The following is a 13,336-nucleotide window of genomic DNA, read 5'->3' on the forward strand; positions in this document are numbered from 1 at the left end:
ACCGACATTTCCGTTCGGGTTCTCGCCCGCTCCTACCGACATGGCTTCGGCTAGCCTTCCCATCATGAACGCCCGTCCGGCCAGCGGCGGCGGCCGGTGGGTGACCGTGCCGCCGGAGCGCCTGCACCCGTGGATCGACGGGTTCGCCGGTCGTCACGGGCCCTTCTCCGCCTCGGGGGACGACCGGGTGGTGCGGCTGCTCGCCGACGACGGCGCCCGGGCCGAACTGCACGTGCCCTTCCCTCCCATGACGCCTCCTGGCCCGCCCCACGTCACCCGGCTGGTCGCCCACGCGTCCGCGGAGCGGCGGGTGGGGGTGTTCCTGGTGCGGCTCGGCGGGTACGCCGCTGGTGTCTTCCACGGGTCCGGGCTCGTCGCGTCGAAAGTGGGGTCACGGCTGGTGCAGGGGCGCACGGCGGCCGGGGGATGGTCGCAGCAGCGCTTCGCCAGGCGGCGGCGCAAGCAGGCGGCCCAGGCGTTCGACGACGCGGTGGCGACGGCCGTCCGGGTGTTGTCGCCGCACCTGGGGGAGCTGGACGCGGTGGTGCTCGGCGGGGACCGGCGGGCCGTCGACGCCCTGCGGCACGACCGGCGGCTCGCGCCCCTGCTGGCCCTGGAGAGCGAGCCCTTCCTGGTGGTGCCCGACCCGAAGCTGGCGGTGCTGAAGGACACCCCGGCCACGTTCCGCGCGGTCCGCGTCCGAGTGGTGGATGCTCCAGGCGTCAGCTCTCCCGGATGAGCCCCTGCGCGCCGGATCGGCGGGGTTCTCTCCATGCCGGGGATCAGGCGGACCTCCGCAGCCGCCTCATCCGGGTCTCACGGGAGGCGGCGAAGGACCGGGTGTGAGACCGGGCAGCCGTCCCTTCCCGGCCTTCGCGCCGAGGTCATCGATGGGAGATTGATCGTGAGCCCCGTCGGCACCCCCGAGCCTTCAAGAATCGCGATGCTGATCTACCGCGTTGCTTCCTCTGCTCGTTCGACGCGGCCGGGACGGCTTCGCAGGCGATGTGGATGTCTGTATCGATGGACCTCGGACCCCGGGCGAGCCCGATTTCGTGCTCGCCCCGCCTGACTGCCGTCGCTGGGGCGACCGGGAGTTGATGTCTTCGGGTCCGCTGATGGCGGCGGAGGTGATCGCGCCGGGCAGCGTGGAAGACGATCGGATGAAGAAGCCCTCCATGTACGTCGCAGGCGGCGTACCGGTTCTGCTTCTGGACCCGATCACCGCTGCCTTCCCACGAGCCCTGAGGGCTCGTGGGAAGGCATGGCCGCCCCCTTCACCGGTCGCCCGCCGACCTCGGGAGACACCTGCGCCTGATGCCCGGCGCATGCAGGCCCCCGAGTCCTTACCTGTCCGACAAGGGTTGAGTCGATTCAATTCAATCTTGATTGCCGCTATGATGGCCGGGTTCACGGTGGGCGGCGTCCGGCCGTCCCACCGGCAGGAAGCGGTTTCTGCACGGTGGCCGCGTCCGCGGACCACCTTCCCGAGTAGCGGCTCATGCACTTACAGCGGCACGGCCTCGTGAGGATCGATGGCGACCAGGAACATCAAGGAGGTCGCGCAGCTGGCGCGCGTCTCGGTGGGCACGGTGAGCAACGTGCTCAACCGCCCGGAGATCGTGTCGCCCGCCACCCGCGAACGCGTCTTCGACGCCATCAAGGAGCTGGGGTTCGTCCGCAACGAGGTGGCGCGCCACCTGCGGGTGGGCCACAGCCGCACGGTCGGGCTCGTCGTGCTCGACGTGGCCAACCCCTTCTTCGTCGACGTGGCGAGGGGCGCCGAGGCGGTGGCCGACGACCACGACACGATGGTGGTGCTGTGCAACAGCGCCGGTGACGCCGGTCGTGAGCGCCGCCACCTCGATCAGCTCGAACAGCAGCGCGTGATGGGCATCCTCATCACCCCCGTCGAGGCGGAGACGCCCTGGCCACAGGAACTGTCCGCCCGCGGGATTCCCGTGGTGCTGGTCGACAGCCCGGCCACCGGCCTGCAGTGCTCGGTGGCGGTCGACGACCGGCTGGGCGGGCAGATCGCCGGGGCGCACCTCATCGAGCGCGGGCACCGGCGGATCGTGTTCGTCGGAGGGCCGATGTCGGTCAAGCAGGTGGCCGACCGGCACGCGGGCGTGGCCGGGGCGGTGGCCGCCGCCGGCGGCGACGTCGAGCTGCTCACCGCCACCGCGCCCGCGCTGACCGTCGCCGAGGGGCGGGCCATCGGCGAGCGCATGGCGGCGCTGCCGGCCGCCGAGCGGCCCACGGCCGCCTTCTGCGCCAACGACATGATGGCGCTCGGCCTGCTCCAGGCGATGGCCACGCACGGCCTGCGGGTGCCCGACGACCTGGCCATCATCGGCTACGACGACATCGACTTCGCCGCGGCGGCCGCGGTGCCGCTGTCGTCGGTGCGGCAGCCGCGCGAGCTGCTGGGCCGCACGGCGATCGACTTACTGCTCGAAGAGGTGGCCGAGCCCGGACGGCACCGGCACCGGCAGGTCATCTTCCAGCCCGACCTGGTGGTCCGCGAGTCCAGCGCGCCCTACCGCCCCCAGCCGTGAACCGTTTCATCCAGCCGCCCGGCGCCGTAGGCCCGTGCCCGGGTGCCCGGCGCGACGCCGTACCCGGCCGCGGCGGCGTATGACCCGAGGCCGGGGACGCCGCACGTACGGCGCGACTCCCGGAAGGAGCCCCCTTGACCGAGCTCTACCGCAACGCCCTGGCCCGTCCGGAGGACCTGGCGGGTTTCCGCATGGAGGGCGACGGCGTCACGTCCTTCCCCCAGGGCCGGATGCGCCTGGAGAGCCGCAGGCCGCCGTCCGACGGCCAGGCGGCCAACGTCGTGCTCTGGTGCCCCGCGGACCTGCCCGCCGATGTGCGGATCGAGTGGGACTTCCTGCCGATCAGGGAACCCGGCCTCGCCATCATGTTCTTCCACGCCAGGGGCAGGAAGGGCGCCGACCTCTTCGACCCGGGCCTGGCCAGGCGCACCGGTCCGTACGAGCAGTACCACCACGGCGACATCGACGCCTACCACATCTCCTACTTCCGCCGCATGTGGGCGTCGGAGCGCGCCCTGCACACCTGCAACCTGCGCAAGAGCCACGGGTTCCACCTGGTCGCGCAGGGGCCGGACCCGCTGCCCGGGGTGCTCGACGCCGACGGCCCGTACGCGATGCGCATCGACGTGCGCGCCGGCGAGGTAACGTTCTCGGTCAACGATTTGGTCTCGTTCCGGTGGGCCGACGACGGCGCTGTGGGCGGGCCTGCCCTGGCAGGAGGCAAGATCGGGTTCCGGCAGATGGCTCCGCTCATCGGCGAGTACGGAAATCTGCGGATTTCGCGTCATTGACTTTGAGTCGATTCAACACTAATTTCGCAACACCACCGGGGTTCACCCTCTCGTAACGGCGGGGGAACCACGGCGCAACACTCCGCCCCCGTGTCCGCGCACACGCCGTCAGAAGGTGCTGCGGGATGAGCCATCCAGCCATGTCAATGAAGGTTCAAGCAGTCTGCTCGGAGATCTTCTGGGCGGCCAGGCTCAACCTGATGTGGATCGCCTTCACCATGCTCGGCGGCGTGCTCCTCGGGCTCGGGCCCGCCACCGTGGCCGCGTACACCGTCGCACGTCGCCACGCCCGGGGTGAATCGATTCACTGGGGAGACTTCTGGATCGTCTACCGGCGGGAGTTCGTCCGTGCCTCGCTGCTGGTCCTTCCCGTCGCGGCGCTCGCCATCGTGCTGGTCGGCAACTACCTCTACCTGTCGGCCGCCGGGCCGGGGATGGGGACGCTGCGGATCGCGACCTTCGCGGCGCTCATCGCGGTGGCCGGCGTGGGGGCGTACGTCGGCCCGCTCTACGTGCACTACGACCTTCCGCTGTGGGCCTACTGGCCCAAAGCGACACAGCTGGCACTCATGCGTCCGGCTTCGTCCGTGCTGTTGCTGCTGGTGCTCTCGTCCATCGCCTACGCGACCGCGGTGCTGCCCGTCCTGGCCCCGGTGATCGGCGCCGGCGCGTGGATCTACCTCAACACGTGGCTCTGTCAGCGCTTCTTCGAGGAGAACGAGGCGCGGCTGCATTCGAAAGGGAACTCATGAGCGCATCCCGTCGCCGGCGGCTCCTTGCCGGTGTGTTAACGCTAACGGTCGCCCTCACCGCCTCGGCCTGCTCCGGCGGTGACGCGCCCCAGTCCGACCCCGGCACGATCACCTTCATGTCGAAGTTGTTCGGCACCGCGCCAGACCCCGAGGGGGAGATGCACCAGGCGGTCGAGAAGTTCCTCGGCAAGAAACTGAGGATCACCTGGGTGCCCAACGCCGAGTACACCGAGAAGCTGAACGTCACGCTGGCCTCGGACGACCTCCCGCAGGTCATGGTCGTGGACCCCCACCTCCCGGCCTTCGTCAAGGCAGCCCAGGCCGGAGCCTTCTGGGACCTCACCGACAAGCTGGACAAGTACCCGAACCTCAAGCCCGCCGACGCGCAGACGGCGCTCAACGCCTCCGTCAACGGCAGGACCTACGGCCTGTACCGGATGCGGCCGCTCCTGCGCTCGGCGGTCGTCATCCGCAAGGACTGGCTGGAGAAGGTCGGCCTCGACGAGCCCGAGACGGTCGACGACCTCTACGAGATCGCCAAGGCGTTCACCGAGAAGGACCCGGACGGCAACGGCAAGAAGGACACCTACGGGCTCGTCATCCCGAAATGGCCGGGCGACTACGCCAGCTCCAGCCCGTACGACGTGATCGAGACCTGGTTCGGCGCCCCCAACGGCTGGGGCGAGCGCAACGGCAAGATCGTGCCCGGCTTCGACACCCCCGAGTTCCTCGAGGCCAACCGGTGGCTGAAGAAGATGGTCGACGGCGGCATGGTCAACCCCGACTTCGCCACCCTCGACGCCGGCAAGTGGAACGACCCCGTCCAGCAGAACCGGGGCGGCATCATCATCGACGTCAACATCCGCTCCAGGCAGTGGCTCGACCTGTTCTACGAGCAGGACAAGGAGACCTACGGCGACAAGGTCACCATGGTCGGCAACCTCAAGCGCTCCGACGGCAAGAAGTTCTCCTATCCGTTCACCGGCTACCTCGACTCTCTGGCCATCTCCAAGCAGAGCGTGAGGACCGAGGCGGAGCTCGACAACGTGCTGAAGACCCTCGACAAGCTGGCGACCAAGGAGGGCCAGGTCCTGCTCACCAACGGCATCGAGGGCCGCAACTTCAAGGTCGAGAACGGTGACACCGCCGCGCTGATCAACGAGGACGACCCCGAGGTCAAGACCATCCAGAACGACGTGGACGACGCGTTCATCCAGCTCAGCACCAAGGGTGACGTGTCCATCGGCGGAATCGCCTACCAGCGGGTGCCGTCGGGGGAGCCTTACCAGAAGATGCTCGCGCTCCAGAAGGAACTGGTGGAGGAGGACCTCAAGACGGCCGTGCACAACGTGGCGCTGCCCGTGATCTCGCCCACCGCCGTCGCGAAGGGCGCTCAGATCGACAAGATCGTTTCGGACGCCCGGATCAAGTATCTGTCGGGCACCTTCACCGAGGACCAGCTCAAGGCGGAGATCAAGCGCTGGTACGACAGCGGCGGCACGCAGGTGGCCGCCGAGATCAACGACCTGGTGTCCAAGCTCGGCCAGTAGACGCCGCGTCGAGAGGCCCGGGGCCCGCGCTCCCGGGCCTCTCACATGAAGGGAGGCCGCTGTGGCCACCGACCTGGCGCCGCCTCCACCGAAGGCGGCCACCGAGACGAAGAAGCGGAAGGCCGGCAAGGTGCCGCTCCGCGCGGCGCTGAGGCGCTACCGCTGGCTCTACCTGATGCTCGTTCCGGGTGTCGCCTACTTCGTGCTCTTCAAGTACCTGCCGATGTACGGCGTGACGATCGCGTTCCAGGACTTCCTGCCCTTCCTCGGCTACTCGGGCAGCCCCTGGGTCGGCTTCAAACACTTCGAGGATCTGTTCTCCGGCCCCGACTTCGGCCGGCTGATGTTCAACACGCTGTTCCTGGCGCTGCTGCACGTCGTCATCGTCTTCCCCGCGCCGATCATCGTCGCCCTGATGCTCAACGAGCTGCGCGTCAGCCTCGTCAAGCGCTCGGTCCAGTCGCTGATCTACATCCCGCACTTCCTGTCCTGGACGATCGTCGCGTCGCTGACGTACCTGCTGTTCGCGGCGGACTTCGGTGTGATCTCCGGATGGATCCGCGACGTTCTCGGTGACACCGCGAGGGTCGACTACATGGCGCAGGAGGAATGGTTCCGGCCATTGATCATTCTGCAGCAGTTGTGGAAACAAACCGGCTGGGGCACGATCATCTACCTCGCCGCGCTGGCGGGCGTCGACCCCAACCTCTACGAGGCCGCCCGCATGGACGGCGCGGGACGCTTCCGCCAGCTCTGGCACGTCACCCTGCCCGCGATCCGCCCGACGGTCGTCGTGATGGCGATCCTCGCCTCGGGCAACCTGCTCGACTCCGGTTTCGAGCAGATCTGGCTCATGACCACCTCGCTGAACCGCTCGGTGGCCGACGTGTTCGACACCTACGTCTACTACGCCGGCATCACCCAGGGCGCCATCAGCTACTCCACCGCCGTCGGCCTGTTCAAGGGCGTGGCGGGCGTCATCCTGATCTTCGGCTCGAACTGGCTGGCCAAGCGCCTCGGCCAGCGTGGACTGTTCTGAGGAGCCCCGGCATGCCGACCATGACCGAGACCAAGGCCACGCAGCCGGTCGACAACAACAGCTCGCTCTCCGGCCGCGTGTTCGACACGCTCAACGTCGTCGTGCTCGTCGGGCTGGCGTTGATCACGGTGCTGCCGCTGCTTTATGTGCTGGCCGGATCGTTCGCGGGCGAGGCGGAGATCTCCTCGCGCCCGTTCTTCCTGTGGCCGGAGAAGTTCGTCACCGAGTCGTACGCGTACATCTTCGCCACCGACACGTTCGTCCGCGCCCTGCTCACGACCGTCGTCGTGACGGCGGTCGGCACGGTGGTCCAGCTGTTGCTGACGTTCACCATGGCCTACCCGCTGGCCAAACGCTATCTCCCGGGCAGGGCGCTGGTACTGAACCTGGTCATCTTCACGATGGTCTTCTCGGGCGGCATGATCCCCACCTATCTGGTGGTGCGTGACCTGGGGCTGCTCGACAGCTATTGGGCGCTGATCCTGCCGCTGGCGATCAACCCGTTCTACCTGATCATCGTCAAGAGCTTCTTCCAGGAGCTGCCGCAGGCCCTGGAGGAGGCGGCGCGCATCGACGGCTGCAACGAGATGGGCGTGTTCTTCAAGATCGTCCTGCCGTTGTCCAAGCCGGTCATCGCCACGTTCTCGCTGTTCTACGCGGTGGCCATCTGGAACGACTACATGTCGCCGCTGCTGTACATAAGCGACCCGGACAAGTGGACGCTGCAGGTCCTCGTGCGGCAGCTGACCAGCACCGACGCCGCCACCGCCCTGTCCCAGATGGACCGGACCTGGGTGCCGCCCGAGCAGGGCCTCAAGTTCGCCGTCGTCGTCATCGCGACCCTGCCGATCCTGTTCTTCTACCCGTTCCTGCAGAAACACTTCGCCAAGGGCGTGCTGATCGGATCGGTCAAGGAATGAGGCCGGGCCCCACCCCGACTGAAGGAGAGCACATGACCGAGCTTCGCTGGCTGGACCGTCCGGGTGAGGAAGGAACGACCTGGGGGGTCCCGTGGCCGCGCGGCGCGGTGGCGCGGGACGCGCCGTTCGCCCTGGCCGACGACGCGGGCCGCGAGGTGCCCGTGCAGAGCTGGGTGACCGCCACCTGGCCCGACGGCTCGGTCAAGTGGTCGGCCCACGCCATCGGCGCGCAGCGGGACGTCGCGCGGGCGTACCGGCTGGAACCGGGTCGCGAGCCCGCCGCGCCCGCCACGGCCGTGACCGTGGCACGCGAGCGCGGTGGGCTGGTCGTGAGCACGGGCGTGGTCACCTGGGAGCTCGGCGGCGGGACGGTCGCCCGGTCGATCTCGCGCGGGAACCGCGAGATCGCGAGGAACGTCCGCCTGGTCAGCCTCCGGCAGGAGGAGCCCACCCCCGACGAGGGCGGCGCCGTGGCCCGCGAGCAGGGCGAGGGCGTCGTCGAGAGCGTCACCGTCGAGCAGGACGGCCCGCTGCGCGCCGTCGTGCGGCTGGAGGGCCGGCACGGTGACTGGCTGCCGTTCACCGTGCGCCTGTACTTCCACGCCGGCGCCGAACAGGTGCGGATCATGCACACGTTCGTCTGGGACGGTGACCCGGAGCGCGACTTCCTGGCCGGGCTCGGCCTGCGCGCCGACGTGGTCATGCGCGATCAGCTCCACGACCGGCACGTACGGCTGGCCGGGGCGGAGGGTTTCCTCACCGAGGCGGTACGCGGTCTGACCGGCCTGCGCCGCGACCCGGGCGAGCACGTACGCCGGGCGCAGGTCGAGGGCAGGCCGGCCGGGGAGATCGCCCCCGAGGTGGCGAGCCGGCTGCACCTCATCCCCGCCTGGAACGACTACACGCTCGACCAGGGCTCGGCCGACGGCTTCACGTTGCGCAAACGCACCGCGGACGGCCACGCATGGGTGACGATCCCCTCGGGGACGCGCTCGGGCGGCTACGGCTACGTCGGTGGCGTCAGTGGGGGCCTCGGCTTCGGGCTGCGCGACTTCTGGCGCCTGCACCCCACCCGCCTCGACGTCAGGAACGCCGCCACCGGCATGGCCACGGCGACCGTCTGGTTGTGGTCGCCGTCCGCGCCGGCCATGGACCTGCGCTTCTACCACGACGGCATGGGCCAGGACACGTTCGCCGAGCAGCTCGAAGGGCTGGAGATCACGTATGAGGACTACGAGCCGGGCTTCGGCGACGCCCACGGCGTGGCGCGTACGCACGAGCTGACCCTGCGCGCCTGCGACGCCACGCCCTCCGCCGCGGACCTGGCCGCGCACGCCGCCGCGCTGGACCGGCCGGGACTGCTGGCCGTGGCGCCCGAGCGGGCGCGCGAGGCAGGCGTGTTCGGGGTCTGGGGGCTGCCCGACCGCTCCACGCCGGCGCGCGCCCTGATCGAGGACCGCCTGGACTTCCTGTTCGACCTGTACGTGATGGAGCGCGAGCAGCGCAGGTGGTACGGGTTCTGGGACTACGGCGACGTCATGCACACCTACGACCCCGACCGGCACACCTGGCGTTACGACGTGGGCGGCTACGCGTGGGACAACTCGGAGCTGTCGCCCGACCTGTGGTTGTGGCTGCAGTATCTGCGTACGGGACGCGCCGACGTCTTCCGGTTCGCCGAGGCCATGACCCGGCACACGGGCGAGGTCGACGTCTACCATCTCGGCAGGTGGAAGGGCCTGGGCAGCCGGCACAACGTGCAGCACTGGGGCTGCAGCTGCAAACAGCTGCGCATCTCCAACGCCGCCTATCGCCGCTTCTACTACTACCTGACGGCCGACGAGCGCACCGGCGACCTCATGGACGAGCTGAGCACGCCGGAGGAGACGTTCCTGGCGATCGACCCGACGCGCAAGGTACGCGAGGACGTCTACACACCCGATCCGGCGGCGCTGTCGGTCGGCCTGGGCACGGACTGGGGCTCGCTGGCGGCGGCGTGGCTGGCCCGGTGGGAGCGGCACGGCGACGAGCGGGCCAGGGACCGGCTGCTGGGCACGATGGCCGACATCGGCGCGATGCCGCGCCGGTTCCTGTCCGGCGAGGGCCGGCTGAACCTCGGGACGGGCCGCTTCGACACCTCGCGGGACCAGATCTCCGTCTCCCACCTGTCGTCGCTGTTCGGGCTGCCGGAGATCTGCGCGGAGCTCATCGCGCTCGACCTCGGCGTCCCGGGTTTCGAGGAGGCGTGGCTGGAGTACTGCCGCCTCTATCTCGCCACCCCCGGGCAGCAGGAGGCGGAGGTGGGCCGGCCGCTGCGCGGGATCTCGCTGATCCAGGCGCACAGCAGGCTCACCGCGTACGCCGCGGCCCGCACCGGCGACGACGAGCTGGCCGCGTGGGCGTGGCGCAAGTTCCGGCTCGGCGAGGGGGACCAGCTCAACCGCAATCCGCTGCAGCACGAGGAGAAGTGGGAGCTGACGACGGTCGACGGCCCTGAGGTGCCCTCGCCGGTGCGTGAGGCGCCGTTCGTGTCCACCAACAGCGCGGCGCAGTACGGCCTGGCCGCGATCTGCAACCTGGCCCTGATCGGGGAGCACCTGGCGGACGGTTAACCAGGGGTGGGGCCCCTGCGGGGGCTCTACACTGATCGGTATGCATACTCCCGATTGATCGGCGTCGCACGCCCCAACCCTCGTTTCCTAGCTCGGGAGTGTTCCGCCACCATGATCATCGCCAGCGATATCGAGCTGCGCGCGGGCGCGCGCCTGCTCATCGAGAAAGCCACGTTCCGGGTCAATCCCGGCGACAAGATCGGGCTCGTCGGCCGCAACGGCGCGGGCAAGACGACCCTGACCAGGGTGCTGGCGGGCGAGGGGTTGCCCGCGTCCGGCACCGTCACCAGGTCCGGCAGTGTCGGCTACCTGCCGCAGGACCCGCGCACCGGCGACCTGCAGGTGCTGGCCCGCGACCGCATCCTGTCGGCGCGCGGGCTCGACCAGGTGCTGCGCGAGCTGCGTGCGGCCGAGCTCGGCATGTCCTCCGCCGACGACCGCACGCGCGAGCGGGCGGTGAAGCGGTACGGCCGCCTCGAGGACCAGATGCACGTGCTCGGCGGCTACGCGGCCGAGTCGGAGGCCGCCTCCATCGCCTCCAGCCTCGGCCTGCCGGACAGGGTGCTCACGCAGCCGTTGCAAACGCTTTCCGGGGGTCAGCGCAGGCGCGTCGAATTGGCGAGAATTCTTTTCAGCGGAGCGGAAACTCTCCTTCTCGACGAGCCAACAAACCACCTAGATGCGGACTCAATCGGGTGGCTTCGGGATTTTTTGCGATCCCATCAAGGCGGCTTGGTGATCATCAGCCACGACGTAGGCCTTCTTGAAGCGACGGTCAACAAGGTCCTGCACCTCGACGCCAACCGCTCGGTGATCGACCACTACAACGTGGGCTGGAAGGCCTACCTCGCCCAGCGCGAGACCGACGAAAAGCGCAGGAAGCGCGAGCGCGCCAACGCCGAGAAGCAGGCGGGCGCGCTGCTGGCGCAGGCCGACAAGATGCGCGCCAAGGCCACCAAGGCCAAGGCCGCCCAGGACATGATGCGGCGCGCGCACCGGTTGCTCGCCGGCACGGAGGAGGAGCGCCAGAGCGACAAGGTGGCCAAGCTCCGGTTCCCCGAGCCGCAGCCGTGCGGGCGCACCCCGCTCATGGCCGAGGGCCTGTCGAAGTCGTACGGCTCGCTCGAGGTCTTCACCGACGTCAACGTGGCCATCGACCGCGGTCACCGCGTCGTCATCCTCGGCCTCAACGGCGCGGGCAAGACCACGCTGCTGCGCCTGCTCGGCGGCGTGGAAAAGCCCGACACCGGTGAGATCAGGCCCGGTCACGGCCTCAAGATCGGTTATTACGCCCAGGAGCACGAGACCCTCGACAACGACCGCACGCTCCTGGAGAACATGCGCTCGGCCGGTGGCCAGTTCACCGACACCGAGTTGCGCAAGGTGCTCGGCTCGTTCCTGTTCTCCGGAGACGACGCCGACAAGCCTGCCGGGGTGCTCTCCGGCGGCGAGAAGACCCGGCTCGCGCTGGCCATCCTGGTGCTTTCGAGCGCCAATGTCCTGCTTCTCGACGAGCCCACGAACAACCTCGACCCGGTCAGCCGCGAGCAGGTTCTCAACGCTCTAAGGTCGTATTCAGGGGCAATCGTCCTAGTCACGCATGACGAGGGTGCCGTTGACGCCCTGTCACCGGATAGGGTGATCTTGCTACCTGACGGAACTGAAGACGCATGGAGCGACGAATTTTCCGATCTTGTGGCACTTGCCTGATCTTAATTTGAGTGGGTACGGATCTTTTCCCGTGGAGTAGGTAGCCGATCCCGCTGAAATGACTGATCATGGCGGAGTAACGCTGCGGAAGTCCGGCACTACAGGAGGTACTCGTGGCCGAGACACTGAAGAAGGGCACCCGGGTCACCGGGGCCGACCGGGAAAAACTGGCCGGCGATCTCAAGAAGCGCTATGCCCAGGGCGAGAGCATCCGCGCCCTGGCCGCTTCCACCGGCCGGTCCTACGGGTTCATCCACCGCATCCTTAGCGAGTCCGGCGTGACTCTGCGCGGGCGCGGCGGGGCGACCCGGGGCAAGTCCAAGCGCTGACGGCCGCCTCGGAACGTGCGACCGCAGCCGCTCGTCCCTTGACAGCCGACGTCGCGCCCGGGCCAGAACGACATTCTGTAGGCTCGGGCGCGACGGTCAGCACTCTGCAGCGCACCCCGTGCGCGGCCGGGACACGAGGAGCGGGCGATGGCGGAAGCGCAGGCGCAACAGCGCGGGGGGTATGCGGAGGACGTCTCAGCCGGGCAGCCGGCGCAAGACGGGCTCCGATTCGAGGTGGACGGTGAGATAGCGACGATCACGCTGGACCGGCCGGAAAAGCGCAACGCCATGACGTTCGCGACATGGTCGGCACTGGCTGGCATCGGCGAGAACCTGCCCGAGCAGGTGCGCGTCGTCGTCGTGAAAGGTGAGGGACCGTCCTTCTCGGCAGGAATCGACCTGCGAATGTTCACACCGGAGGGGGTGCCCGGACAGGGCTCTTTCAGCTCGGCGGCCGCTGCTGACGCCGCCACCTTCGAGCAGCGCCTGCAGCAGGCTCAGGCGGGATACCTGTGGCTGCGCCGCCCGGAGATCGTCTCCATCGCCGCCGTGCGGGGGCACGCGATCGGCGCTGGGTTTCAGTTGGCGCTCGCCTGCGACCTGCGGATCGTCGCCGACGACGTCGCGTTCTGCATGAAGGAGGCCGCGCTGGGCCTCGTGCCCGACCTGACCGGCACCAAGCCCCTGGTCGAGCTGGTCGGCCTGGCCAAGGCGAAGGACCTGTGCCTGACGGCCAGGGTGGTGCACGCGGACGAGGCCGTGCGGATCGGCCTCGCGGAAATGGTGGTCGCGGGCAGCGACCTCGACCAGGCGGTAGAAGACAAGATCGCGCAGCTGCTCGCCGTCAACCGTGACGCGGCCGCCGCGACCAAGCGGCTTCTCCAGAGGGCGCAGGGCCGTTCCCTGGAGGAGCAGTGCGCGGCCGAGGGAGCCGAGCAGGCCGCCCGGCTCAAGGCCCTGTTCGGCTGATCAGGGGCCGCGTGGGCAGGGGGTTCTCGCGGACGGACCAGGGCTCTCGATTTCGCGGTGAGCTGAGTCGGGAATCCTCGTGCGCCATGGTGGCGCTGAGTCCGGG

11 protein-coding genes are annotated in these 13,336 nt (G+C 69.1%); all 11 read left to right on the plus strand.

Translation table 11 applies throughout. The features are described 5' to 3' along the window. Positions 1–64 precede the first annotated feature (64 nt). Complete coding sequence (locus GUY59_RS13540; RefSeq protein WP_138200251.1) at positions 65–739, plus strand: acVLRF1 family peptidyl-tRNA hydrolase; 675 nt, start codon at positions 65–67, stop codon at positions 737–739. A gap of 796 nt (positions 740–1,535) precedes the next feature. Further along, positions 1,536–2,558 (plus strand): LacI family DNA-binding transcriptional regulator, encoded by a 1,023-nt coding sequence (locus GUY59_RS13545; protein ID WP_138200252.1) that lies wholly within the window; start codon positions 1,536–1,538, stop codon positions 2,556–2,558. A 134-nt stretch (positions 2,559–2,692) separates the two neighbouring features. After that, a complete protein-coding gene (locus tag GUY59_RS13550; protein WP_138200253.1) occupies positions 2,693–3,349 on the plus strand; it encodes a DUF1961 family protein in 657 nt (218 codons plus the stop codon). Between the two features lie 146 nt (positions 3,350–3,495). Beyond that, a complete protein-coding gene (locus GUY59_RS13555; RefSeq protein WP_236667131.1) occupies positions 3,496–4,101 on the plus strand; it encodes a YesL family protein in 606 nt (201 codons plus the stop codon). Positions 4,102–4,133: 32 nt separating this feature from the next. After that, positions 4,134–5,651: an extracellular solute-binding protein gene (locus GUY59_RS13560; RefSeq protein WP_252374888.1), complete on the plus strand. Its 1,518-nt coding sequence runs from the start codon at positions 4,134–4,136 to the stop codon at positions 5,649–5,651. Between the two features lie 61 nt (positions 5,652–5,712). Next, positions 5,713–6,690, plus strand: coding sequence for an ABC transporter permease (locus GUY59_RS13565; protein ID WP_132333152.1), 978 nt, complete (start codon positions 5,713–5,715; stop codon positions 6,688–6,690). Positions 6,691–6,701: 11 nt separating this feature from the next. Beyond that, on the plus strand, positions 6,702–7,610 hold the full coding sequence (locus GUY59_RS13570; RefSeq protein ID WP_171055346.1) for a carbohydrate ABC transporter permease: 909 nt from the start codon (positions 6,702–6,704) through the stop codon (positions 7,608–7,610). Positions 7,611–7,642: 32 nt separating this feature from the next. After that, entirely contained in the window at positions 7,643–10,222 is a 2,580-nt protein-coding gene (locus tag GUY59_RS13575; RefSeq protein ID WP_138200255.1) for an exo-rhamnogalacturonan lyase family protein, read from the plus strand. Positions 10,223–10,333: 111 nt separating this feature from the next. Further along, entirely contained in the window at positions 10,334–11,932 is a 1,599-nt protein-coding gene (locus GUY59_RS13580; protein WP_132333155.1) for an ABC-F family ATP-binding cassette domain-containing protein, read from the plus strand. Positions 11,933–12,045: 113 nt separating this feature from the next. Continuing rightward, complete coding sequence (locus GUY59_RS13585) at positions 12,046–12,261, plus strand: helix-turn-helix domain-containing protein (RefSeq protein ID WP_125642298.1); 216 nt, start codon at positions 12,046–12,048, stop codon at positions 12,259–12,261. 147 nt (positions 12,262–12,408) lie between these two features. Then, positions 12,409–13,230 (plus strand): enoyl-CoA hydratase/isomerase family protein, encoded by an 822-nt coding sequence (locus tag GUY59_RS13590; RefSeq protein WP_138200256.1) that lies wholly within the window; start codon positions 12,409–12,411, stop codon positions 13,228–13,230. Positions 13,231–13,336 lie beyond the last annotated feature (106 nt).

The organism is Nonomuraea sp. K271 (assembly GCF_009908215.1).
GTDB classification, from domain to species: Bacteria; Actinomycetota; Actinomycetes; order Streptosporangiales; family Streptosporangiaceae; genus Nonomuraea; species Nonomuraea longispora.

Coding starts and splice junctions, on each gene's coding strand:
- GUY59_RS13540 (WP_138200251.1), top strand. CDS start 65: ATGAACGCCCGTCCGGCCAGCGGCGGCGGCCGGTGGGTGACCGTGCCG.
- GUY59_RS13580 (WP_132333155.1), top strand. CDS start 10,334: ATGATCATCGCCAGCGATATCGAGCTGCGCGCGGGCGCGCGCCTGCTC.
- GUY59_RS13590 (WP_138200256.1), top strand. CDS start 12,409: ATGGCGGAAGCGCAGGCGCAACAGCGCGGGGGGTATGCGGAGGACGTC.
- GUY59_RS13570 (WP_171055346.1), top strand. CDS start 6,702: ATGCCGACCATGACCGAGACCAAGGCCACGCAGCCGGTCGACAACAAC.
- GUY59_RS13555 (WP_236667131.1), top strand. CDS start 3,496: ATGAAGGTTCAAGCAGTCTGCTCGGAGATCTTCTGGGCGGCCAGGCTC.
- GUY59_RS13575 (WP_138200255.1), top strand. CDS start 7,643: ATGACCGAGCTTCGCTGGCTGGACCGTCCGGGTGAGGAAGGAACGACC.
- GUY59_RS13545 (WP_138200252.1), top strand. CDS start 1,536: ATGGCGACCAGGAACATCAAGGAGGTCGCGCAGCTGGCGCGCGTCTCG.